Below are 23,632 nucleotides of genomic sequence, written 5' to 3'. Positions count from 1 at the left end.
TACCATGAGTACTAAGACAATGATAATGCAGCTATGACGTTTTACTACAACGTAAGAAGGTGACTTTGAAGTGCAAGCAAGCTATCGACCGACAGTAGCCGAAATTAATCTGGATGATTTGCGTGCCAATTACGAAGCCTTTCGCCGCTACTTGCCGGCAGAGACAAAGTTTATGGGATGCGTCAAAGGAAATGCGTACGGCCATGGAGCAGTGGAAGTAACACGGGAACTGGAAAGACTCGGAGCAGATTACGTTAGTGTGGCTTTTTTGGATGAAGCATTGGAGCTGCGTCAGGCGGGAATACTGATTCCTATACTGGTGCTTGGCTACACTTCTCCTGAAGGAATAGCCGTTGCCTGGGAGAACCATGTAACTGTAACACTGTTCACACCGGAGGTATTGGAGGCGATTAGACAGCTTCCTATAGATCCGGAACATAGGCTGAAGGTGCATATCAAGATTGATAGCGGGATGGGACGACTGGGTCTTTTACCAGCGGACGCACCTGCATTTATCTCTGAAGTGCAGTCTGTTGCGCAGGCGGAGCTGGAGGGTATGTTTACCCATTTTGCCAAGGCAGACGAACAAGACAAAAGCTATACACTGGAACAGCATCGACGGTTCATGAGCGTGGCGGAAACGCTGCGGGAGCAGAACATTCAGATCCCGATCATACATACGGGCAATAGCGCTACGGCCATTGATTCACCTTATTTATCCAGCAACATGGTGCGGGTAGGCATCAGCTTGTACGGATTTTATCCCTCTACCGAGGTGAACCGTCAACTGGTGGAACTACATCCGGTAATGACGCTGAAGACGCAGGTTGTTTATGTTAAGAGCCTGCCTCCATATTGGGGCGTCAGTTACGGCACTCGATACGTCACAGACAGCGAGGAGATTATCGCAACGCTACCTGTGGGGTACGCAGATGGATATTCCCGCATGCTAACTGGCAAAGCGGAGGTGTTAATACGTGGACGCCGCGTTCCTGTCGTCGGTACAATCTGCATGGATCAGTGTATGGTATCACTCAAATCTTTCGCTGAAGAAGCGGAACAAATTAAAGCAGGCGAAGAAGTTGTACTCATCGGTCGTCAAGCTGACGTGATGGTCACGGCAGACGAGTTGGCTCTCCATCTTGGAACGATTCACTACGAGGTAATTTGCATGCTGGCTCATCGGGTGCCCCGCGTTTATATACGTGAAGGCACACTTCCTAAATTGGTAAATGCTCTGCTACAATCTTAAAGTTCTTGACAGTGATGTTATTCAAGGGAGAAAATAGAAGGAATTGTATCGTATTAGGAGATATGACTAAAAGCCTATACGAACCGCCATTTCTAGTTTATAATGGGATGCAGCATACTTGATATACTGGCGGCATATATTCCTTGTATAAAATTCCTTGTATATTGCAACACTGGAACACAAGGGCAGAAGGTTTGTGGGGGTGGAAGAGAAGGTGGCCAATTTGCAGAACACCAAAAGAATCATGATCAGCTTGCCCGATCATCTCTTACAGGAAGTGGACGGAATTGTTCAATTGGAGAATTCCAACCGGAGTGAATTGATTAGGCAGGCCATGAAGCTGTATTTGAGCGAACGGAGGAAACGTTCCATCCGGGAGTCCATGCAGCGCGGCTACATGGAAATGGCTAAGATCAACTTGACCATGGCATGCGAGGCGTTCCTCGCGGAGGAAGATGCAGACAGCACTCTTGGCCGCTTAGTAAGCGGGGTGTAGACATTGATCGTTAAACGTGGCGATGTTTTTTTTGCTGATCTTTCGCCGGTCGTAGGTTCTGAGCAAGGCGGAGTAAGGCCAGTACTGGTCATCCAGAATGATATTGGCAATCGCTTTAGCCCGACGGTAATTGTGGCCGCAATCACGGCCCAAATCCAGAAGGCTAAATTACCTACGCATGTGGAAATTGACGCAGCAGCTCATGGCTTTGACAGAGACTCTGTTATACTGCTAGAGCAGGTTAGGACGATTGACAAACAACGCTTAACTGACAAGATCACCCACCTTGATGATGAGACTATGAAGAAGGTGGATGATTCGCTGCAAATCAGCCTTGGTCTGATTGATTTTTAATCACCCGGGGTTATAGATAATCCATGAGATAGGCGCTCGGGTACGAATCCGAGCGTCTTTTGATGTGCATTTTTGCGTATGGGTAATAAAGAAAGATTAGGGGTTCACTTTTTTAAAATGATCTGATAACATTAGACCGTACGGTCGGTTTAGGAGGTGTTTAGAATCAAAGGACGTTCAGACGGAGAAGAAACCAAGAAACGAATTGTTCTTAAAGCCACCCAGCTGTTTGTTCAGAAGGGGTATGCAGCTGTAACTATGAATGAAGTTTGCGCAGCCTCGAATGTTAGTAAAGGCAGCTTATATCATCATTTTCCGAGCAAGGATGAACTTTTTCTTTACGTGGTAGAAGAGGATACGGCGCAGTGGCTTCAGGCGTGGGAGGATAAGAAGAAGGAGATTGTTGGTGCTCAGGAACGTTTATATGCATTAGCCGAGCATTATGCAAATGATTTTCAGAATCCGTTGATTCGAGCGCTTGAGGAATTCTCAAGAAGTAGAGCGCATTCAGAGGATATCACTAAGCGGCTTGCACTTTTATATGAGGCTGCCTCACGTGCGTGTCGCGATCTTCTGAAGGAAGGTATGGACACGGGGTACTTTATAAAGGGTGACTTAGAGGATTATGTGATTATTGTTAGTGGCATGCTTGAAGGGATCGGGAGAGTTTCCGAATACTCCATTCATGAAAAGACATCGGATGATATAAAAAAATATTACCGGGAGTCAGTACGATTGTTATTACAAGGGATATGTACGGGGTAAGATATAGGGGGCATGAAAGAAGCTTTACATTCAGGAATCATGAAGGCTGAAGCTTCTTGAAAGCACCAGAATAGGAAGGACTATTTTTTTTGCTTTAATTTAGACCGGATGGTCGGTCTCTACAGAAAAACTACTCGAAGATTTGGCTTTAGAAACCACGGAGGTTAATACAATGTCATTACTACTTAGAAACAGAGGCGCTATGCTTCTTGTTATGCTTAATATTTTTCTTGCTTTTACAGGAATTGGGCTTGTAGTCCCTATAATGCCTACTTATATGAATGAACTTGGGATCAGCGGTAGTACCGTTGGGCTGTTAGTGGCTTCATTCTCGCTTGCCCAATTATTAGTATCGCCATTCGCGGGTAGGTTATCCGACAGAATAGGCCGGAAAAAAGTGATTGTGGCGGGTCTGATCGTGTTTGCTTTTTCAGAACTGCTCTTTGGTCTGGCGAATGTGTCCTGGCTCTTGTTCGTTTCAAGATTGCTCGGTGGTGTAGGAGCTGCATTAATTATGCCGGCAGTTATGGCTTATGTAGCAGATACGACCTCTTTTGAAGAGAGAGCTAAAGGAATGGGGCTTATTAATGCAGCCATTACTACCGGATTTATTATCGGTCCTGGGATTGGTGGTTATCTTGCTGAGCTTGGAATGCGGGTACCCTTTTTCTGTGCGGCTGGTGCGGCTGGGGTTGCAGCTCTAGTGACGATTTTGATTTTACCTGAATCATTGTCTAAAGAGAAACGAATGGAAGCGATGGCATCGAAAAATAATCAGGAGAGCTTCATTACGCAATTGCTGCGTTCTTATCGTGAGCCGTACTTCTTCGGGTTAATTATTGTATTTGTCATGGCTTTTGGACTGGCTAATTATGAAACGGTGTTCGGATTGTTCGTGGACCATAAATTTGGCTTTACGCCTAAAGATATTGCTTTTGTAATTACCTTTGGCTCGATCGCCGGTGCTGTGGTGCAGGTATCCGCCTTTGGCTGGATTCTGAATAAATTCGGAGAGAATAAAGTAATCTCCACTTGTCTTATAACTGCTGCAATGTTTATTCTGCTGACGCTGTTTGTAAGTGGCTTTTGGGCGATTTGTGCGATTACCTTTATCGTATTCTTAGCTATGGATATTCTACGACCAGCAGTAGGTACCCAGTTATCCAAAATGGCGGGAGAATCTCAGCAAGGGTTCGTAGCAGGGATGAACTCAGCTTATACGAGTCTTGGAAATATTGCTGGGCCTATCGTCGCGGGTTATCTTTTTGATCTAAGTATTAACTTTCCGTATGGGGCAGCCGCGCTTGTTCTAGCTTTGTGCTTTGTGTTGTCACTTAGTTCCAGCAAAAGAGGAATGGGACAACGTGCTTAAACCCCTTGAATCTGCCCCCTCTCTAGGGTGGACTTTGGTACAGAGCCGATCTGTGATACTATTTTAAATATGAGAACAAGAATTGTATAAGCAGATTGTGTACGGGAAGAGGGATACTAATGACGGTAGATAACAGCAATACGGGAGTCATTACGGATGAGGCGGCCGCACAGCGGGAGCAGGAATTGATTACTGTAGCGATTGCCAAGGAATTGAACATTAGCCTGAAGCAGGTGCGTACAACGGTTGGACTGCTGGATGAGGGGAATACGATTCCGTTCATCGCCAGATACCGGAAGGAAATGACGGGTGAGCTGGACGAGAATGCGCTGCGTGATATTGAAGAACGCCTGGCTTATCTTCGCAATTTAGGCGAACGTAAGAAGGACGTTATCCGCAATATTGAAGAGCAGGGCAAGCTGACCAAGGAACTTCATGAACAAATCACCAATGCGGTCAAGCTTCAGGAAGTGGAGGATTTGTATCGTCCTTTCCGGCAGAAGCGTAAGACACGTGCTAGTGTTGCGAAGGAAAAAGGCTTAGAGCCGCTTGCGAACTGGATTATGGAGCAGCAGAGACAAGGGGACCCACAGACTGAGGCAACGAAATATATAGATGCTGAAAAAGGAGTGGAGACCGCAGATCAAGCGCTTCAAGGCGCACTTGATATCATCGCTGAGAACATTGCAGATGATCCTGCGATCCGCTCTTGGGTTCGGCAGTATACGGCAAGTCAGGGTATACTTGTGTCTGAAGCTAAGGATGCAGAGCAGGAATCCGTATACGAGAACTACTATAGCTACCGTGAACCTGTACACAAAATGCCACCTCACCGTATACTCGCCATTAACCGCGGTGAACGGGAGAATATATTGAAGGTAGGCATTGAGGTTGTCACAGACAAAATCCATGCCTACATTGCACGGAAGATTATTAAAGGGCCGTCCCCGGTGAAGGAACTGCTGGAAGCAGTGACTGAGGATGCCTACAAACGTCTGATTGCTCCTTCTGTGGAGCGTGAAGTTCGTGGGGAGATGACCGAACGGGGCGAGAACCAAGCGATTTCCATCTTCTCTGGTAATCTACGTAGCTTGCTGCTGCAGCCGCCTGTTAAAGGGCGTTGTGTGCTAGGTGTTGACCCTGCATACCGTACCGGCTGTAAGCTGGCCGTTGTAGACGATACTGGTAAGCTGCTTGAAGTAGCCGTGACCTATCCGACACCGCCGAATAACAAAAAACGTGAAGCCGCTGCTAAGTTCAAAGAGTTGATCGCCAAGTACGGTATTCAGCTCATCGTGATTGGTAATGGTACAGGCTCCCGTGAGACGGAGCAATTTACGGCAGAAGTGATTGCTGAAATTGGTAACCCAGAGCTGGCCTATCTGATCGTTAATGAAGCAGGAGCGAGTGTCTATTCGGCTTCCAAGCTGGCGCAGGAGGAATTCCCGGATCTGGATGTTGCGGAGCGCAGTGCGGCTTCTATCGCTCGCCGTGTGCAGGACCCGCTGGCAGAGCTGGTAAAGATCGATCCGAAGGCTATCGGCGTTGGACAGTATCAGCATGACGTCTCCCAGAAGCATCTGGAGGAGAGTCTTAAGGCTGTCGTGGAATCAGCGGTTAACCATGTGGGAGTGGATGTGAATACGGCATCTCCAGCTTTGCTATCTTACGTGGCTGGCGTTAACGGGACGATTGCTAAAAATATCGTTAAATTCCGTGAAGAGAACGGTAAGTTCACGACTCGGAAACAGCTACAAAAGGTGCCTCGACTGGGTGCCAAGTCCTATGAGCAATGTATCGGCTTCCTGCGGATTCCTGGTGGAGACAACACCTTGGACCGCACGCCAATTCACCCGGAGTCCTATCCGGTGGTGGATCGCTTGTTCCGTGAGCTGAGCCTCGATGTTGATCAACTGGGCAGCAAGGAAGTGGCTTCACAGCTGGAGGCACAAAATGCCGAGGAGCTGGCTGTGAAGCTGGATGTCGGCGTGCCTACGCTTCGCGACATCCTAGAGAGCTTGCAGCGTCCGGGCCGCGATCCGCGCGAGGAGCTGCCGCTGCCGATCTTCCGCACCGACGTGCTGAAGATCGAGGATCTGGTTCCTGGCATGGAGATGCAGGGAACCGTCCGCAACGTGATCGATTTCGGCGCATTCGTCGATATCGGCATCAAGAACGATGGGCTGGTGCATATTTCCCAGCTCAGCGGCAGCTTTGTGAAGCACCCGATGGACGTTGTCTCCGTAGGAGATAATGTCACCGTCTGGGTGATGGGTGTTGACCTGAAGAAGGGCAGGGTCAGCCTGACCATGCGTCCGCCGCGTGTTGAGGCGGGAAGTCTTAGCTAGAACTATATAAATAAAGCCAGCTACTTCGGAGTGAAGTAGCTGGCTTTTTCGATTGGAGACGGAAATTAAAGAGCGCAGTCTCAGTGATGTGCGGAAAATCGGAGGCATGCTGGAGAAGCCACTTCGCAAATTAGGGAAATCTTCCCTGAAAATAGTCCGATATCGGCTGAAATTGTGTGGATTAGGGAAATCCTCCCTAATTAATTGGAGAAAACCCCCTTTATGAAGGAATTACTCTGATAATCAGGGAGATTTTCCCTAATTATCACTTGAAGAAAGTTAAAACTCACATAATTAGGCAGATTTTCCCTAATCTAATCATTCAAACTAAAAGAGGCCTAATCATCCGAGAGGGTAATTAGGCTTCTTGGTATGAATGGTATTGAAACAGCTTGACCTATGAAGGTCTCGTTAAATTGTCTAGCTTAGTAGCTAATTCATTTAGATTGCTGATGCTGACCACCGTTTCAGAAACATGTTGCTGCTGGACCTCAGCGCTAGCAAGGACTTGTTCAATAGCTGCTGTATTCTCTTCGGTAATTGCAGCCACAGAATTGACCTCACCGAGTACAAGGGTGGAAGCGTGCTGGATGTGATCGCTCCGATCCTTCAAGTCTTCTGCTTGTTCAAGCACTTGGTGCGTATTATTCCGAATACCCTCGAACAATCGAGCAATATCATCAGCGGAATTTCTTCCTGATTCTACAACTAGCAGCCCGTTAGAAACCATATCGCCAACCTGCGCAATATTATTTTGAATGCTTCTGAGAATCTGAGCAATGTCTGCGGATGCATTGTGGGAGCTTTGTGCTAATTTTCGGATTTCATTGGATACGACTGCGAATCCTTTGCCATGCTCTCCCGCGTGTGCGGCTTCTATGGAAGCATTCAGCGACAAAAGATTCGTCTGCTCAGCAATCCCCACGATACTCGAAACGATCGATTCAATCTTCTGATTCTCTTCATTCATTTGTGTCATCAAGACAGCAGTTCTCGTTACGATATCTGTAACCTCGGACATATTTCCAGTTAAACGAACGATTTCTTCTTGTCCCTCTTGCGTGATTTGATCCGTATCACGGCTTCGATTACTCATCGAGATGGATGCAGCATTTGCTTGCATAGCCGATTCGTTTAACTGCTGCATGGCATTAGAGATATCGTTAACACTCTGTGCTTGTGATTCCACTCCACTGGCAATCTCTTGAAAGGCAGTCACGACTTCTTTGGAAATTCGATCTGTTGTCAATACGTTGTTATGCATTAGGTGACTGGATTGACTCAGAACACCTACAGATTCAGTAACACCTGTAAGCACGGTCTCCATTTCCGCTCTAGCACGTTCAGCTTCGTTGCTGCTTTTAGACATGTTTTTGAACATTTTCGTACCAATCTGACTCTGATAGATCAGAACCAGTATCATGACGATGAGAAGTGTATTAATTCTTAACACATCTACTGAAGCGTAAATTGGTTTGGTCATAAGGAAATAGTTGAGTAAGATCCAAGAAATTACACCATTAAGGAGTAATGGACGATAGTTGTGATAGAGGGATACGATGCCCAGTCCCCAATATAGAATAAATGTGCTGATGATGTTAGTCCCTGCATCGATGTAGAAGTATGTAATGATATTAAAGCCTATAGCTGTTATGTACATAATATAAGGTGTAGCTACACGTTTCCAAATTAGTATCGTACACAGTAAGCCGAGGGGTACCGCTGCTGACATAATCGCAATTATAGTTTGTGGAAATCTGTAAAGCGAAATCGAGCCCAACACTAAGCAGCCCCAAAACAAGTACATAATTAATTTGTTGCGCTGGTGTAACTCTGACATTTGATTTAAAGCCATATGCTCACTCCATTTAAAAAATATATTTCTGATTTTTCAGTTTAAGTGATTCTTGAAATGCTGTCTATGATGTTAGATTCAGGGATATTCAGAGAAATGAAGATTGGGAGATGGAGAGGAAGGGGATAGGGAAAATCTCCCTATAAAAAGCCGATAATTGCTTAAAAACAATGGAAACAGGGAATTCCTCCCTATAAATTGGGCTAATCTCTATATTTGCCTACGAATCAGCTGAATTATAGGGGGATTTTCCCTATTTAGTAGTCTAATGGGCAGAAGTCTCTGAACTATAGGGAGATAATCCCTAATTATCTATCCGGGCATCAGTTTTCCGAACCGGAGAGTGTGTTAGGACAACTGAAGAACAATCGGGGCTTCCGGCGATTTCTACTTCGTGGCATGGAGAAAATGAAGCTTGGGGTTGTTTGGCTTTCTCTTGTCTATAATGTGCTGAAGCAAGCTGCGAAGGAGCAAACACGCAAAGTAACGCTTCTCAAATATCCGGAGAAGCGTTCTTTGCTTACGTTTGTGATTGTTAGAATGATAAAAATTACTCCGCAATAATCAAGCTCGTGCGTTTTGTTTTAAACTTCTGCAGGTAGCTTCGATCTATATTACGGTCGGTAATAATGTAACCAATTTTATCGAGTGAGGAGATGCCAATCGTAACATCTTTCCCAAATTTAGTATGGTCTGCGGCGACATAAACCTCTTTAGAAAGATCGATAATTTTTTTACGAGTCTGGGCTTCCTCCAGATTATAGTCGGAGATGCCTTTTTCAAGGGTAATGCCACTTGCGCAAATAAAAGCCTTAAGTATATTTAATTCACTGAAATTAAACAGATAATCATATGCAATGACAGACTGTTCATTTAGCCGGACCTTCCCGCCGATGATAATAAGCTCAACCGCACTGTTCATCAGCTCGTTGACCACAGGAATGGAGTTCGTAATGACCGTGAGATTCTTTTTATTCTTAATATATTTAGCAATTTGATAGGTGGTAGAGCCGCTGTCCAGATAGATGCAATCCCCATCGTTGATATATTCGCTGCATTTTCGGGCGATCATTTTCTTTTCCTCTAAGTGGCCGACCATCCGCGCATCCATTGGAGATTCAGCAAACTCCGATTCCACCAGTTTAATTCCACCATAAATCTTCTTGATCTTCCCTTGCTTGTCCAGCAGGTTGATGTCTCTGCGAAGGGTATCGATAGAAATATTAAGCTCTTCTGCTAGCTCCGGCAGCTTCTGAACCTTTTTCAACATTAAGATTTCAATGATTTTCTTTTGTCTTTCCAATGGAAACATGTAATCACCCATTCAAAGTTTATATCGCTTTCGATAGTTGAAGTATAAAGGGATTAGCATAAGGTCGCAACAACTCCTTTGTAAGTTAGTCATGATATACTTATAATGTAGTCATAACTTATTTAAAATTTACATAGATTTTACGTAACTGTTTATCCTCAATAACAAATCCTTTTTATACTGAGGTTGTACTTGAGGAGGTGGAACCTTTGCTTAAATTACAAAACATAAGCAAGCATTACGATAACAAGGTTGTTCTAGAGGATATTAGCTTAAGTATCCAAGCAGGGGAAATTGTCTCCTTACTCGGTCCCAGCGGGAGTGGCAAAACCACCTTGCTAAACATCATCTTGGGATTGGCTAAGATGGAGCAGGGGCAAATTATTTTTAATGATCAAGATTTAAGCAATGTACCAATGAAGAAACGCGGATTTAATATAGTGTTCCAGGATTATGCACTGTTCCCCAACCTTAATGCTTACGAGAATATCGTTTACGGTCTGAAAAATAAAAAAGGATTGACGTCTGAGCATGAGGTTCAGGAGTATATCGAGTTTCTGGAACTAACACCGCACTTGACGAAGCGGATCGGAGCTCTATCGGGCGGTCAGAAGCAAAGGGTAGCTTTGGCAAGAACGCTCGTGATGAAGCCCAAATTATTACTGCTGGATGAACCTTTAAGCGCTCTGGATGGAATCATCAAGGAATCGATCAAAGCTCGGATTAAATCTATCGCTAGAGAATATAAGCTTACGACGATTATCGTGACCCACGACCCTGAAGAAGCTTTAACCCTGTCGGATAAAATCCTCATTATCAATCAAGGCCATATTGCCCAATTCGGAACGCCACAAGAGATCATTCAACAACCTAGTAATGATTTTGTAAAAGAATTTATTCTGGGGCAACTGCAAGTGAAACGGGATAATATCTATAACCTGTTCGGTGAGCATTATGCCTAAAGCTAAGCCGGAAATGCGGATCATTTTTATCCCAATCGTATTGCTATTTGTTGTTTTTCTCATCTTACCACTGGCTGTTTTATTTATCCGCTCGTTTGAAACGGGCCAAGGTTATTCAGTATCCAATTATCTCACCATTTTGGCAGATCAAGAGATTCGAGAGTCCATCGGAAATAGTATGAAGGTCTCCGGTGTTACCGCACTGATCACGACTGTTCTGGCCTTTATTCTAGCCTATTCTATCCACTGTACAAGAATCTATCGCCCGTTAAAAAGCATCATTAGAACTGGAATCCTGATTCCCATGCTGCTGCCTACAATTACTTACGGGTTTGCAATAATGTATTCTTTTGGCAACCAAGGACTAATTACAAAAATCTTCGGACGAAATTTATTCGAGATTTACGGATTTAATGGACTGTTGATAGGCTATGTGATCTATACCTTACCTTCGGCTTTCCTGCTAATTCATAATTCGTTCAAGTACATTGATAAAAAATTTATCGTCGTATCCAAGCTTATGGGGGATGGGACGATGCGAAGCTTCATGAACACGATCGTTCGGCCTTTGTGGGGGACTCTGGGAGGGGCGTTTGTTCTTTCTTTTATCCTAAGCTTCACGGATTTTGGGATTCCTTCATCGGTGGGTGGGACATATAACGTGGTTGCCACTCAGTTGTATCAAGTCATGCTTGGGGCGATACCGGATTTCAACAATGGTGCTGTTATTGCGGTACTGATGTTAATACCGGCGGCGTTTGGGGTTGTGCTGTTAACGTATCTTGAAAAGTTCAATTTCCATTATGACAAGGTGACTGAAATCGAGATGATCCGGAATAAAGGCAGAGATTCGGTGCTTGGACTGATCTCATCGGTGATTCTAATAGGGCTACTGGCGGTGTTTGCTGTCATGTTCGTCGCACCACTGATGAATGGCTATCCTTATGATCTAACGTTTACGTTCAAGCATTTTGTGGATGTTTTTCAATCAAGCGATTTAATCAATGTATATAAAAATTCCTTGCTGGTAGCAGGACTGACGGCAATCGTAGGTACGATAGTGGCTTATGCTGCGGCTATCATCAATGTGCGAACGCCTATAAAAGGGAGAGCAATTTTTGACATCCTATCGATGGTAACGAACACTGTACCGGGCATGGTTCTTGGTCTGTCGTATTTACTTCTGTTCAATAACAGCAGCCTCAAGGGAACCTTCGCCATTCTTGTGCTCTGCACCCTTGTTCATTATTTTACGACTCCTTATCTGATGGCCAAGAACTCTCTGGCGAAAATGAATCCGTCGTGGGAAACCACTGCCGAATTGTTAGGTGACAGCTGGCTGCAAACAATCCGCCGGGTCATTCTGCCGAACTCTGCATCCACGGTGATCGAGATGGTCAGCTACTATTTTATCAATGCGATGGTGACCATTAGCGGAATTATCTTTCTAGTGACTGCCCAAACCTCGGTTGTTGCCAGCAAAATAAAAGAGCTGCAGCATTTCGCCAAATTTAATGAGGTGTTTGTTCTATCCATCCTGATCTTTTGCACCAACCTTATTATCAAGCTTCTAGGTGACTATCTCCAGAAACGGCAATCAAACTCTCGTTAGTTAACGATTTTAAATATAAAAAAACCAGTTAAAGTGAGGGAGAATTTATGTCTAAGCGAATTAAGGGATTCAAGGGAATCATATTGTCTATTGTGGCTTTGAGTTTGGTGTTTACATTAGCAGGTTGTGGAAATAAAGCATCGGGCGATGCGAGTAAAGTAGTGATTTTGACCAATGCGGATGAAGAAGCTGTGGCCTCTATGGAGACTGCGTTAAAAGGGGCAGGGTACGAAGGTCAATATCTCTTTCAATCCTTGGGCACTTCTGAGCTGGGCGGAAAGCTGATGGCAGAGGGAGACAAAATTGAGGCTAACCTGATCACGATGAGCTCTTATTTTGTAGAAAGTGCGCAAGAGAAACACAACATGTTTAAAGATCTATCGTTCACGACTAACGCGCTAGATTCATATCCAGCCTACTATACGCCGATCTTGGCAAATACCGGTGCTATTTTTGTAAACACAGCGGTGCTTAAAGATAAAGGCTTGACGATGCCAACTACCATTAAAGATTTGACGAAACCAGAATTCAAAGGCTTGGTATCCGTTCCGAATATTATGGACTCCTCGACAGCTTGGTTGTTGGTGCAGGCGATTATTTCGCAATATGGGGAAGAGGAAGGTAAAACAGTTCTGCATGATTTGGTTGCTAATGTAGGCCCACATTTGGAGAGCTCCGGTTCCGGTCCGATTAAAAAGGTGAAGGCAGGAGAAGTGGCTGCAGGCTTTGGACTTCGTCATCAAGCGGTATTGGCTAAAGAAGAAGGCGCACCGATTGACTATGTAGATCCGACAGAAGGTAACTTCTCGCTTACAGAATCTGTAGCTGTGGTGAAAAAAGACGATGCAACGACAGAGCTGGCGATGAAAATGGCAGAAACGATTATTAAAGATGCTAGAAAAGACTTAATTACAAATTACCCAGTGGCTCTTTATAAAGATGAAACAGTTAGTGATATCCATAAACCTGCACACAGTATGAATTTTGCTAAGCCGTTGACTGTGGAATTGCTAGAGCAACATCAACAATTCTTTAAAGATGCGAAATAAAAAATGATTAGAAGGAGTGTAGGGCCATGAACAACTATAAACTGCTGACACCAGGTCCATTGACAACTACTAACACGGTCAAAGAGCAAATGCTCTTTGACCGTTGTACTTGGGACCAGGACTATAAAAACATTACCCAACAGATCAGATCGAGCTTACTGGATTTAGCGAGTGCAACGAACGAAGAGTACACGGCCGTTCTAATGCAGGGCAGCGGTACGTTTGCAGTGGAATCTGTGCTGACTACGGCCATTTCAGCGGATGATAAGCTTCTGATTATTACAAATGGTGCCTACGGTGAACGTATCGTGCAAATGGCTGAGTATATCGGACTTCATTATCGTGCGCATAGTGCTCCATATAATGAATTCCCACAAGAAGCAGAGATTAGAGGAATTCTCGAAGAGGACCCAGCCATTACCCATATTGCAATGGTTCATTGCGAGACAACGACAGGAATTCTTAATCCGCTTGAAATGATTTCACAATTGGCAAAAGCCTGCGATAAAACTTTAATTATCGACGCGATGAGCAGCTTTGGCGGAATTGAAATTAATGTCCCTGCGCTTGGAATTGACTATTTAATCAGCAGCGCCAATAAATGTATTCAGGGTGTTCCGGGATTCGGGTTTGTCATTGCGAAGCTGGATAAGCTTGAAGCATGTAAAGGAAATGCACGCAGCCTATCGCTTGATTTATATGATCAATGGAAGGCGATGAACACGGATGGGAAATGGCGTTATACCTCTCCAACCCATGTAGTGGCTGCATTTGCGAGAGCGATTGAGGAACTGATCCAAGAAGGTGGCATTCCTGCAAGAGCAGCAAGATACCAGAACAATAACCGTGTATTGCGAGAGAGACTTGAGAGAATAGGAATCCATGCGTATATCACAGACGACAAGCAATCTCCTATTATAACCACTTTTCTTTTTCCGAATGAGTCATTCAGCTTTGAAGACTTCTATGAATATGTGAAAAACAAAGGGTATGTCCTTTATCCAGGCAAGCTGACAGAGTGGGATAGCTTCCGGATTGGAAATATTGGTGAGATTTACGAAGAAGATATTCAGGATTTATGCAACATTATCGAAGCATATATGGGAGGAATGGCACAATGAATCAAATCGAAGGCGTAATTCTGGATTGGGCAGGAACAGCGGTAGATTTTGGATGCTTTGCACCGGTGAATGTGTTCCTTGATATTTTTCGGGAAGCGGGTATTGAAGTTACGATGCAGGAAGCAAGAGCACCTATGGGAATGCTGAAAATAGATCATATCCGTGCGATGTTATCCATGCCAAGAGTAGCTGCCTTGTGGGAAGCGAAATTTGGCAGAGCTTTTACTGAACAGGATGTAGAGAATCTGTATGCTGAATTTGAACCGGCCCTGATGGCATCCTTATCCGAATATACCGATCCGATTCCAGAGGTCATTGAGACCATGGAAGTGCTCAGAAGCCAAGGGCTAAAGATTGGTTCGACCACTGGTTATACTCAATCCATGATGGATGTTGTGATTCCGAATGCCGCTGGGAAGGGCTACCAACCGGATTTCGTAATCACCCCAGATGGCACTCATTCGCTGGGAAGACCTTATCCCTATATGATTTATCATAATATGGAAGCTTTAAAGCTATCGGCAGCATGGAAGGTTGTTAAGGTAGGCGATACGATTTCAGATATTCAAGAAGGCGTTAATGCAGGCGTCTGGTCCGTAGGGGTAATCATTGGAAGCTCTGAAATGGGATTAAGCCAGGAGGAATTTAATGCACTTTCAGACGTGGAGAAGGAAACGGTGATCTCTGCTACACAAACCTCGTTTATACAAAACGGGGCAGACTTCACGATTCAATCGATGAGTGAGCTGCCTCAGCTGATTGGGCGAATCAATGTCCTGATTTCTCAAGGAATCAGACCTTATGCGAGATAATCATGAACTGAAAAAAGAAGGCGACATCAACTTTAGCCCTTTGCGGACAGAGTGGATGAACCAGTTAAGCACTGTGAGTGTGGAGCGGATCGAAGCGGATGAGCGTGCTTTTATGCGACAATCCATGTCAACGCCGTGCTTGAACAGCATCGTGGATGCTGAGGGATGTTACATCACGGATGTAAATGGACGCAAATATCTCGATTTTCATGGAAATAGCATTCATCAGATTGGCTATAAGAATCCTTACGTAACAGAAGCAGTGAAAAAGCAGCTCGAAGAGCTACCGTTCATTCCAAGAAGATTCACAGCAGATATTGCGGTGAAAGCTGCAGAAGCCTTAATTAACAAAACGACCTCGAAGGACTATAAAGTATTGTTCACCCCCTCGGGGAGTGCAGCTGTAGGTCTGGCTCTAAAGATTGCTCGCAAATGGACGGGGAAACATAAGGTCATCTCCATGTGGGAGTCCTTTCATGGCGCAGGGCTGGATACGATTGCTGTCGGTGGGGAGTATGTGTTTAAAAAGGATATGGGCCCGCAGATGCCAGGCATGCTGAAAGCCATTCCTTTTAACGGGTACCGCAACCTGCTGGGAAGTCATTCCCATGAAGCAGTTGCTACCTTCTGCCTCGACTATGTGGAGTACATGATTCAGCATGAGGGTGAGATTGGGGCGATCTTACTTGAGCCTATTCGGGCGACGGATACGCATATCCCGCCTATATCCTATTTCACAAGATTAAGAAAAATATGTGATGAATATGGCATTCTGTTGATTTTTGATGAGATTCCAACAGCGCTGATGCGAAGCGGAAGGTTCTACGTCCATCAGAATTTTGAGATCGAACCGGATATCCTCGTGCTCGGAAAAGGGTTAGGTGGAGGAGTGATCCCGCAGGCGGCGGTGCTTACCAGAACGCAATATGATTGTTCGGCGGATATTTCTTTAGGTCACTACACCCATGAGAAGCCGGCGCTGGGCAGTGCGGCGATCTGTGCCACTATCGATTACATTGATGACTTGAAGCTGCAGGAACAGTGCATCAGGAGGTCTGAATTTGTAAGAGGCAAGCTTGAGTCTCTGCAGGTTAAACATGCTTGCATCGGTGATGTCCGTATCGCTGGACTACTGATCTCTATTGAACTTGTGAAGTCCAGAGAGAGTAAAGAGAAGAATGAGGAATTAGCTGAGCGAGTCCTGTATTATTGCTTGGAGAATGGTCTTTCTTATAAATTAGCAGGAGGGAACTGCATCACTTGGCATCCCCCGCTTATTGTATCTGAAGAGCAGTTAACGTTTGCTGTTAATCTTTTAGATGAAGGCTTGAGTAGATTTAGTTGAGCTAAAAGCAAGTTCCAAAAAAGGCTTCTTCTGCTCTGTATATGGGGTTGAAGGAGCCTTTTTTGATTTCAAATTTGAACATAAGGTTAAAGTGACGGAGGGGAATTTTGGAGCTGGAGGAGCGATAGCATCCGTCTTTGTCTTCAGATTTCTACCACTACTAGTGGTTTAAAATCAAGAAATCTGAAGACAACAACAGCCGGAAGTCCAAACATTCACCGCAGTTACGACCCATACCTTTTAATTAAACGATTGGGCTGGAGCAGCATTTAAAAAGATCCGCAACAGCTCGTCCACCGCAATGTCCAGGCGGGAAGGATTGTCGGCTGAAAGCCAATCCTCTTGAACGATGATATAGCTGCAGGAGCTGCTTTTTAAATAGCTATATATAATTTGTGCTTCGTCAATTTCATGGCGGCTAATCGCTGCAGAAACCTGATCGAGTTCACCGTGGAAAGTGTCCACAATCGCTGATGTTATAACGGCTTGCAGGTGGGTAATATCGGGTTGATCATATTCGAGCTTAGTATGCGACAGGATGCGGTTGCCCTTGAGCAGAATGAGTTTGAGGGTCTGTTCATTCATGGCCTCAAGGATGGCGATATTCTGATTCTCTTCAGCAAATTCGATAACCTTCTCTTTGTGAATCAGGAAGCTGATGGCTCCAATATAGTCCCTGTATTTGGCGGCGGTTTCGAAGTCATATTGTTCGGCAGCCACTGCCATTCGCTGGTCCATTTCTTCAAGGATGCTGGCATCCGTTCCGTTTAGTAAGCCTATGACTCTATCAATGATTGCATTATATTGAATGGCGGCATCGCCGCCTGCACACATCCCTATGCATAAGCCAAGCGAATGGTTTAAGCATAAGGAATTTTTGAAGCTAGGGTTGCTGCAAAGGATTCTTGAGCTTTCTTTGATGCCTTGGACTGCTCGTTCTACAGTACTTCTGCTTGTGTAGGGACCCCAAATCTGGTTACCTTTTTGATTAGCAGGAGGATCATAGGTTATCTCTAACGAACGCATCTTGTCATTTGCTCCTATTACGATATACGTATAGGCCTGTGGGTTTTTCATTTTTCTATTGTACATGGGCTTGATCTCTTTAATTAATTTGCACTCCAGCATAAAAGCTTCAAATTCGGTATCTGTAAGGATAATATCCAAATCTTTAATATGTCGAACGAGCTGTTTTACCTTTGGGGAATGAGATTTCGAGTTTTGAAAATAGGATTTTACTCTCCGTTTCAACTGTTTTGCCTTGCCAACATATATTATATGGCCGAGGCCATCCTTCATAAGATAAACGCCGGGAGTTAGGGGAAGGCTCTTTAGTTTTTCTGATAAATCGATAGTAACCCCGTCCTCTCCTAAGATTGGTTTGATAGTTTTAGTATAAGCTTGCAACCTTCGCTTGATCAAATAAGTCTAAGTAAGGAACGCTCAAATGGTGAGGAGGGATCATATGCACAGTGTAAGAAACATTGGAGGCATGCTTCTGGTGGCGGGCATGTTATGGCTTACGGCCTGTAGTGTAACACCTGAAACGGGAACAGATCCGAAGCAGACACAAGAACAGTCTCCAACGGAACAACCATTGACCTCAACGAAGCCAACGCAGACGACACAAGAACCAACCCGAACGGAGCAGTCACAGGAGACGCAGGAACCATCGAGTACCGATCAGGTACAGGAGAACCAGGAACCATCGAGTATCGATCAACCTCAGGATCAGGAAGGACTTCCACCATCGGTAACTGAAGCAGCATCTACAGTGATGAATGCTCTTAAGAACAAGGATATGAACCAGCTGGCAGCATGGGTCCATTCGGAGAAAGGACTTCGATTTTCTCCCTACGCTTATGTAGATACGAAGAATGATATTGTGTTTACTAAATCTGAGGTGGAAGTATTAATGAACGACACCACCAAAAGGGTCTGGCGAACGTTCGCTGGCTCGGGTGATTTAATTGAGCTGACATTCGCAGATTACTACAAGCAGTTTGTTTATGATGCGGACTTTATTCAGACAGCCGAGATTGCAGTGAATAAGGGACTTGGGCAAGGAACGACGATCAATAACTTAAACGAAGTGTATCCTAAGGAGCAATATGATTTCGTCGAATATCATATTGCTGGCATCGATCCTTCGGTGGAGGGGATGGACTGGCGCAGCTTACGTCTAGTCTTTGAGAAGATAGGAGAAGATCATGCGCTCGTAGGTATTATTCATGATCAATGGACGCCTTGAGAGGTAGGGGATTGTTATTAGTCCTATCGGCTACATTCATCACATCCGCCGAGTCTACCGTATTCGCCGTATCCACCACCTACCAACCTACCGCATCCACCAACCCACCAACCCACCGAATCCACCAATCCATCCACCCACCAACCCACCGCATCCACCAATCCACCGAATCCACCAATCCACCAACCCACCGAATCCACCAATCCACCACATCCACCAACCACTGCATCCAACAATCCATCCACCCACCGCATCCAATAATCCACCACATCCACCAATCCACCACATCCACCAATCCACCAACCCACCGAATCCACCAATCCATCCACCCACCAACCCACCGAATCCACCAATCCATCCACCCACCGAATCCACCAATGCTTACGGACCCAGATGACGCTATTTGCATGTTTTTAGCCTTTTGAGCTTGTTTTCGGACTCCAGTGCAGCTATTCCTTAGAAATAGGCTCATAATAGGTGTTTTTTATGCCAATAGCGACTATGGAGTCCGATAGAATTCCAAATGTGCGATTTTGCTGCGAATAAGGTCATTTGTGTCCGATAGCGGCTGCATTCGCGCAAAAGTTACGTAGTCAAAAGAAGCGTGGGCCTTGGATCAAGAGGAGGCCCAAAAAAACGAAGGTGCCTCAGCAGCCATTCATGGCTTTTGGGACACCTTCGTTTGATTCGTTCCATAAGAACCCGGAGCCTTTATTGCGTGGCACTAGAAGAATAAGATGTAGATCCGGATACCGATTTAGCGACCGCTTTGTATCCCTCTGGCAGATAAGTGACAACAGATGCTTTTGAGATCACCTGTGCGTACATTTTTCCTGGGTCAGGAGCGGTCACGTTAAAGTAAATTACAGCGGTCTTGTCTTTGCCGAATTCGATTCGCTCAATCACTAGTCCATATCCCGGATGTGGCAAGTTGTTAACGGTTAGTGTAGCTTTGTTTACCCCTTCCCCTGCTTTGGTTAGTGTAACCTCAGTCTCATAGGTTGGAGTAGTGGGACTGCCATTAGACACAATTACGCGTTTGGCAAAAGCAGCTGCATCATAGGTCAGAGCGGCAGCCTCTGAGCGAGTAATTGCATCATTTGGTCGGAATTTACCGTTCTTATCGAGCGTGGCAATATGTGTATTCAGAAGGATCTGGAGACTGTTCATAACCTCATTGGAAAGCTTATCGCCATCCGAAATGTCTACATACATTAAGGTAACTGGGAAATTACCTTTACTCTGTAGCGCCTGAGTCAATAAATGGGCGAACTGAGCGCGTGAAATGGTTCCATTAGGGTCGATTGTCCGATCGAGTGAGAGACCATTCTGCTTGGCAATCACGAATGCTGAAGCGTACCAGGCTTTGTCGCTCACCTTATCAAAATAATCACTAGCTTTGGAAGAGCTACTACCCGCCACGGGCTTCAGATTCAGACCACCGACGATGAACTGTATTCCTTGCGCAAAGCTTACTTTAGATTTAGGGGCAAACTTATCTTTGTTTACTCCGTTAATAATCCCATCTTTATGCAGAGAGTTAATTTTTGCTTCCGCAGGATCGCCTTTCAAATCCGAAAAAGCGAAAGCGGATGCTCCAAATGACAGGCTTGCTGCCAGAATGCCGCAGGCTATCGTCATTTTTTTGGCGTTACTTATAAATAATGGTTTCTTCATTATGCGTCACCTCCATACTCTTAGATGGTAGATTAGACCAAAATGTTGCAGAGAATTTAAAATATTATAATTCAACTAAGGCGTTAACCGCGCAGTAATGATTCGGCACCATCTACAAAAATCTCAGTTCCGGTGACATGAAAAGACTCATCCGATGCGAGGAATAATACTAGATTGGCTACTTGTTCAGGCTTACCGGGCGCATTTTCCAGTGGATGATTGCCCTCCGGAAATTCTACAGGAATCTTCACTTCCTGAAGATCATCGCTCTTATCTGTATTATCCCCAATTTTAGTGTCAATCGATCCAGGACAGACCGCATTCACGCGTATGCCATATTGCGCTAGTTCTAGTGCAGCCATTTTCATAAAAGCGACTTGCCCAGCTTTGGAAGATGAGTACGCAGAAGCGCCGATGTTCGAGAATACTCGATTTCCGTTAATGGAGCTGGTGATAATGATGCTGCCGCCACTTTCTTTCATATGGGGGATGGCGTATTTTACTGTGGCGAAGGTACTACGTAGGTTGGTATCCATCGTCTGGTCCCAATCTTCAATATCAAGTGTTTCGATAGGAGACCAAGTACCATTAATTCCGGCATTAGCAAAAATAATATCAATCTTCTGGACCTCATCCCCAACCTTACGAATACTTTCTTCGACAAGATCTGGATTGGATACATCACATTTAATTACTGTAGCTGAGCCTCCAATGGATTCAATCTCACGTTTAGTCTCATAGGATTCCTCAGGGGTGCGGTCAAGCATATATACCTTAGCACCGTGCTGGGCAAACCGTATGGCTGAAGCTTTTCCGATGCCTGAGCCTGCGCCAGTAACTACTGCAACTTTATCCTGCAAACGTTTATTTTTCATGATGAACTTCCTCCTCGGTGATTGGATTTCCTAATAGTAATTACATACCCGGCGGATCTGAAACGAACCATTTTGATGTGGAAGAGTGGAACAACAGGGAGGGATATATTACTATTGAACATAAGAATGTATACCATTAAATCTAGCTCATGATAGGGGAACTATAGATGATTCAGCAGCAGGGGTTGGAACGGATTAATGTGGGGATATTCGCCCATGTAGATGCCGGGAAGACGACGACAACGGAGCATATTTTATATGAAAGTGGTCGTATTCGAGCGCTCGGCAGTGTAGACAGTGGGACAGCATTGACGGATTCTATGGATGTGGAGCGGCAACGGGGGATATCAGTACGGGCGGCATTGGCTTCATTGACTTGGAAAGACGTGCAGATCAATCTCGTCGATACACCGGGTCACGTAGATTTTCTGTCTGAGGTCGAACGCTCTTTGCGAGTGATGGATTGTGCGGTGCTTATTTTGTCGGCGGTAGAAGGGGTACAAGCCCAAAGTGAGATGATCTGGAACGCACTGCGGAAGCTCGGAATTCCCACGCTGATTTTTATGAACAAAATGGACCGTGTAGGCGCTGACCCTGAAGCTGTGCTGGCGCAGGCGCGTAATTACTTATCTAGTGACATTATTCCAGTTCAACAGCCGGTGGGCAAAGAGCAGGAGTACATAGGGGCCAGAGATTTGTGGGGGAATGAAGCTAGTCCTGCTGCACAGACCGAATTGTTGGAAGCGTTAGCCGAACGGGATGAAGATCTGCTGGAGACGTATATGTCAGGCAATCCTATTGATCTTACAGCTTGGAAAAAATATATGAAGAAAGCTTCCGCTTCGGGACGCTTCTTCCCAATGGTCTATGGCGTCGCCGCCAAGGGGCTTGGCATTACTGCATTGCTGGATGCGATGGTTGAGTATTTTCCGCGAGCCGGTGGAAATGTTGAAGGTCCGGTATCCGGCATTGTATACAACATTCAGCGTGATAAAAGCATGGGACGGATGGCGTTTGTCCGCCTTTATGAAGGGACAATCCGTAACCGCGATACGGTGATGAACTACACGCAGGATATTCAGGGAAAAGTGACCCAGATCCGCAAGGTCGAAGGAGGTCGTACTGAGGATGTCGGAGCGCTTGAAGCGGGAGATATCGCTGTAATCTACGGTCTTTCAGGGGTACGAATCGGGGATGTGCTTGGGTCTCCGGAGGCGATTCCAGAGGAAGCAAAGCTTGCTGTGCCGCTGCTAACGGTGCGTGTATTCTGGGGAACCGATATGGATGACCATAAGGTTATCGGAGCGATTCAGGAGCTTGCCGATGAAGACCCGCTTTTGGATGCCCAGTGGCTGCAGGATGAGCGGGAGCTGCATATCAAAGTGATGGGACCTATTCAGTTGGAGATTCTGAACAGTGTTCTGGAGGAACGGTATGGACTCAAGGTTACTTTTGGTCAGCCTTCTGTCATTTATAAAGAAACGCCTGCTAGTAGGGGAGAAGGCTTTATTGCGTATACGATGCCGAAGCCATGCTGGGCGATTCTGCGGTTTCTGATTGAGCCAGGTCCTCCGGGTAGCGGACTGGTCTACAATTCGCTAGTTCGGAGTTCGGATTTGCTGCCGCAATATCAGAGTGAAACGGCACGTCGAGTGCCAGAAGCGTTGCAGCAGGGCTTGTATGGCTGGGAGGTTACCGATTTGAAAGTAACTCTGATTGAGGGCCAGCACCATGTGTGGCATACCCATCCGCTGGATTTTGCCGTAGCGACACCTATGGCGATTATGGATGGACTCGCCCGGGTAGGCACTAAGCTGCTGGAGCCGATTCTTCAGGTTCGCATCGTAGTCCCTGAGGAGAATGGCGGTCGTGTAATGAACGACCTCGTTCAGATGCGCGGCACGTTCGAACCGCCTGTGCTGCAAGGCGAACGGATGATTATCGAAGGGCGTTTGCCGCTGGCAACGTCGCTCGATTATCCTGTGAGCTTAAGCTCCTACACGAAGGGGCGTAGCACGTTTACTTCTTTTTTTGCCGGCTATGAAGAATGTCCACCAGAAGTATCCGCTGAACGTACCCGCCGAGGTGTGAATCCGCTGGATCAGGCAAAGTATATATTAAGCGTGCGCAAGGCATTGCAGGGTTAGTGAGACAGATGGGGCTTGTGGCCAAAC

At 45.5% G+C, this 23,632-nt stretch carries 21 protein-coding genes; 15 read left to right on the top strand and 6 right to left on the bottom strand.

Annotation, left to right across the window (positions count from 1 at the left end):
• Nucleotides 1-70 precede the first annotated feature (70 nt).
• The 6 genes from alr (at nucleotide 71) to NSS67_RS28680 (ending at nucleotide 6,587) form a co-directional block, all read left to right on the top strand.
• The gene (gene alr / locus NSS67_RS28705; protein ID WP_339317163.1) at nucleotides 71-1,252 is read left to right on the top strand and encodes an alanine racemase; all 1,182 of its coding nucleotides are present in this window, start codon (nucleotides 71-73) and stop codon (nucleotides 1,250-1,252) included.
• A gap of 214 nt (nucleotides 1,253-1,466) precedes the next feature.
• The gene (locus NSS67_RS28700; RefSeq protein ID WP_025698676.1) at nucleotides 1,467-1,748 is read left to right on the top strand and encodes a CopG family ribbon-helix-helix protein; all 282 of its coding nucleotides are present in this window, start codon (nucleotides 1,467-1,469) and stop codon (nucleotides 1,746-1,748) included.
• Nucleotides 1,749-1,751: 3 nt separating this feature from the next.
• Nucleotides 1,752-2,102, top strand: a complete 351-nt coding sequence (locus tag NSS67_RS28695) for a type II toxin-antitoxin system PemK/MazF family toxin (protein ID WP_042124727.1) — start codon at nucleotides 1,752-1,754, stop codon at nucleotides 2,100-2,102.
• A 156-nt stretch (nucleotides 2,103-2,258) separates the two neighbouring features.
• Nucleotides 2,259-2,867 carry a TetR/AcrR family transcriptional regulator gene (locus NSS67_RS28690; RefSeq protein WP_339317162.1) on the top strand — a complete coding sequence of 203 codons (609 nt, stop codon included), beginning with the start codon at nucleotides 2,259-2,261 and terminating at the stop codon, nucleotides 2,865-2,867.
• Nucleotides 2,868-3,039: 172 nt separating this feature from the next.
• Nucleotides 3,040-4,239 (top strand): MFS transporter, encoded by a 1,200-nt coding sequence (locus tag NSS67_RS28685; RefSeq protein ID WP_339317161.1) that lies wholly within the window; start codon nucleotides 3,040-3,042, stop codon nucleotides 4,237-4,239.
• 119 nt (nucleotides 4,240-4,358) lie between these two features.
• Nucleotides 4,359-6,587: a Tex family protein gene (locus NSS67_RS28680; RefSeq protein ID WP_339317159.1), complete on the top strand. Its 2,229-nt coding sequence runs from the start codon at nucleotides 4,359-4,361 to the stop codon at nucleotides 6,585-6,587.
• A 397-nt stretch (nucleotides 6,588-6,984) separates the two neighbouring features.
• On the opposite strand, the gene NSS67_RS28675 is transcribed toward NSS67_RS28680, so the two are convergent.
• A complete protein-coding gene (locus tag NSS67_RS28675; RefSeq protein ID WP_339317158.1) occupies nucleotides 6,985-8,442 on the bottom strand; it encodes a methyl-accepting chemotaxis protein in 1,458 nt (485 codons plus the stop codon).
• 282 nt (nucleotides 8,443-8,724) lie between these two features.
• Between NSS67_RS28675 and NSS67_RS28670 the strand changes: the two genes are divergently transcribed.
• On the top strand, nucleotides 8,725-9,006 hold the full coding sequence (locus NSS67_RS28670; protein ID WP_339320728.1) for a transposase: 282 nt from the start codon (nucleotides 8,725-8,727) through the stop codon (nucleotides 9,004-9,006).
• On the opposite strand, the gene NSS67_RS28665 is transcribed toward NSS67_RS28670, so the two are convergent.
• Entirely contained in the window at nucleotides 8,993-9,754 is a 762-nt protein-coding gene (locus tag NSS67_RS28665; RefSeq protein ID WP_339320727.1) for a DeoR/GlpR family DNA-binding transcription regulator, read from the bottom strand. The two genes, NSS67_RS28670 and NSS67_RS28665, sit on opposite strands and share 14 nt — an antisense overlap.
• A gap of 209 nt (nucleotides 9,755-9,963) precedes the next feature.
• On the opposite strand from NSS67_RS28665, the gene NSS67_RS28660 reads away from it, so the two are divergent.
• The 6 genes from NSS67_RS28660 to NSS67_RS28635 are packed head-to-tail and all read left to right on the top strand — an operon-like array spanning nucleotide 9,964 to nucleotide 16,655.
• Nucleotides 9,964-10,716 (top strand): ABC transporter ATP-binding protein, encoded by a 753-nt coding sequence (locus tag NSS67_RS28660; protein ID WP_339317157.1) that lies wholly within the window; start codon nucleotides 9,964-9,966, stop codon nucleotides 10,714-10,716.
• Nucleotides 10,709-12,328 (top strand): ABC transporter permease subunit, encoded by a 1,620-nt coding sequence (locus NSS67_RS28655; RefSeq protein ID WP_339317155.1) that lies wholly within the window; start codon nucleotides 10,709-10,711, stop codon nucleotides 12,326-12,328. The genes NSS67_RS28660 and NSS67_RS28655 overlap by 8 nt, the downstream gene beginning before the upstream one ends.
• 47 nt (nucleotides 12,329-12,375) lie before the next feature.
• Entirely contained in the window at nucleotides 12,376-13,377 is a 1,002-nt protein-coding gene (locus tag NSS67_RS28650; protein ID WP_339317154.1) for an extracellular solute-binding protein, read from the top strand.
• Between the two features lie 26 nt (nucleotides 13,378-13,403).
• Nucleotides 13,404-14,498 carry a 2-aminoethylphosphonate--pyruvate transaminase gene (gene phnW, locus NSS67_RS28645; RefSeq protein ID WP_339317153.1) on the top strand — a complete coding sequence of 365 codons (1,095 nt, stop codon included), beginning with the start codon at nucleotides 13,404-13,406 and terminating at the stop codon, nucleotides 14,496-14,498.
• Nucleotides 14,495-15,310 (top strand): phosphonoacetaldehyde hydrolase, encoded by an 816-nt coding sequence (gene phnX / locus NSS67_RS28640; RefSeq protein ID WP_339317152.1) that lies wholly within the window; start codon nucleotides 14,495-14,497, stop codon nucleotides 15,308-15,310. Before phnW ends, phnX begins: the two co-directional genes overlap by 4 nt.
• Entirely contained in the window at nucleotides 15,300-16,655 is a 1,356-nt protein-coding gene (locus NSS67_RS28635; protein ID WP_339317151.1) for an aspartate aminotransferase family protein, read from the top strand. The genes phnX and NSS67_RS28635 overlap by 11 nt, the downstream gene beginning before the upstream one ends.
• 240 nt (nucleotides 16,656-16,895) lie before the next feature.
• Here the strand turns inward: NSS67_RS28635 and NSS67_RS28630 are convergent, their stop codons facing one another.
• Nucleotides 16,896-18,062 (bottom strand): GIY-YIG nuclease family protein, encoded by a 1,167-nt coding sequence (locus NSS67_RS28630; RefSeq protein WP_339317150.1) that lies wholly within the window; start codon nucleotides 18,060-18,062, stop codon nucleotides 16,896-16,898.
• A 58-nt stretch (nucleotides 18,063-18,120) separates the two neighbouring features.
• Between NSS67_RS28630 and NSS67_RS28625 the strand changes: the two genes are divergently transcribed.
• Nucleotides 18,121-18,906, top strand: coding sequence for a hypothetical protein (locus NSS67_RS28625; RefSeq protein ID WP_339317149.1), 786 nt, complete (start codon nucleotides 18,121-18,123; stop codon nucleotides 18,904-18,906).
• 23 nt (nucleotides 18,907-18,929) lie between these two features.
• Here NSS67_RS28625 and NSS67_RS28620 read toward each other — a convergent pair whose 3' ends face one another.
• The 3 genes from NSS67_RS28620 to NSS67_RS28610 all read right to left on the bottom strand — a co-directional run bounded on the left by NSS67_RS28620 (nucleotide 18,930) and on the right by NSS67_RS28610 (nucleotide 21,458).
• Nucleotides 18,930-19,268, bottom strand: a complete 339-nt coding sequence (locus tag NSS67_RS28620; RefSeq protein ID WP_339317148.1) for a hypothetical protein — start codon at nucleotides 19,266-19,268, stop codon at nucleotides 18,930-18,932.
• A 349-nt stretch (nucleotides 19,269-19,617) separates the two neighbouring features.
• The gene (locus NSS67_RS28615) at nucleotides 19,618-20,583 is read right to left on the bottom strand and encodes an S-layer homology domain-containing protein (protein WP_339317146.1); all 966 of its coding nucleotides are present in this window, start codon (nucleotides 20,581-20,583) and stop codon (nucleotides 19,618-19,620) included.
• Between the two features lie 83 nt (nucleotides 20,584-20,666).
• Nucleotides 20,667-21,458 carry an SDR family NAD(P)-dependent oxidoreductase gene (locus NSS67_RS28610; RefSeq protein WP_339317145.1) on the bottom strand — a complete coding sequence of 264 codons (792 nt, stop codon included), beginning with the start codon at nucleotides 21,456-21,458 and terminating at the stop codon, nucleotides 20,667-20,669.
• Nucleotides 21,459-21,625: 167 nt separating this feature from the next.
• Between NSS67_RS28610 and NSS67_RS28605 the strand changes: the two genes are divergently transcribed.
• Nucleotides 21,626-23,605 carry a translation factor GTPase family protein gene (locus NSS67_RS28605; RefSeq protein ID WP_339317144.1) on the top strand — a complete coding sequence of 660 codons (1,980 nt, stop codon included), beginning with the start codon at nucleotides 21,626-21,628 and terminating at the stop codon, nucleotides 23,603-23,605.
• Nucleotides 23,606-23,632 lie beyond the last annotated feature (27 nt).

Source organism: Paenibacillus sp. FSL R10-2734 (genome assembly GCF_037963865.1).
Taxonomy (GTDB): Bacteria; Bacillota; Bacilli; order Paenibacillales; family Paenibacillaceae; genus Paenibacillus_AQ.
Note: the sequence above shows the minus strand (reverse complement) of the source record. Positions and strands in the feature narration are given on the sequence as shown.

Bases quoted from the DNA above. Each gene is read 5' to 3' on its own strand.
- NSS67_RS28610 (WP_339317145.1), bottom strand. From the start codon at position 21,458: ATGAAAAATAAACGTTTGCAGGATAAAGTTGCAGTAGTTACTGGCGCA.
- NSS67_RS28650 (WP_339317154.1), top strand. From the start codon at position 12,376: ATGTCTAAGCGAATTAAGGGATTCAAGGGAATCATATTGTCTATTGTG.
- NSS67_RS28675 (WP_339317158.1), bottom strand. From the start codon at position 8,442: ATGGCTTTAAATCAAATGTCAGAGTTACACCAGCGCAACAAATTAATT.
- phnX (WP_339317152.1), top strand. From the start codon at position 14,495: ATGAATCAAATCGAAGGCGTAATTCTGGATTGGGCAGGAACAGCGGTA.
- NSS67_RS28680 (WP_339317159.1), top strand. From the start codon at position 4,359: ATGACGGTAGATAACAGCAATACGGGAGTCATTACGGATGAGGCGGCC.
- NSS67_RS28665 (WP_339320727.1), bottom strand. From the start codon at position 9,754: ATGTTTCCATTGGAAAGACAAAAGAAAATCATTGAAATCTTAATGTTG.
- NSS67_RS28605 (WP_339317144.1), top strand. From the start codon at position 21,626: ATGATTCAGCAGCAGGGGTTGGAACGGATTAATGTGGGGATATTCGCC.
- NSS67_RS28625 (WP_339317149.1), top strand. From the start codon at position 18,121: ATGCACAGTGTAAGAAACATTGGAGGCATGCTTCTGGTGGCGGGCATG.
- NSS67_RS28615 (WP_339317146.1), bottom strand. From the start codon at position 20,583: ATGAAGAAACCATTATTTATAAGTAACGCCAAAAAAATGACGATAGCC.
- phnW (WP_339317153.1), top strand. From the start codon at position 13,404: ATGAACAACTATAAACTGCTGACACCAGGTCCATTGACAACTACTAAC.
- NSS67_RS28685 (WP_339317161.1), top strand. From the start codon at position 3,040: ATGTCATTACTACTTAGAAACAGAGGCGCTATGCTTCTTGTTATGCTT.
- NSS67_RS28635 (WP_339317151.1), top strand. From the start codon at position 15,300: ATGCGAGATAATCATGAACTGAAAAAAGAAGGCGACATCAACTTTAGC.
- NSS67_RS28655 (WP_339317155.1), top strand. From the start codon at position 10,709: ATGCCTAAAGCTAAGCCGGAAATGCGGATCATTTTTATCCCAATCGTA.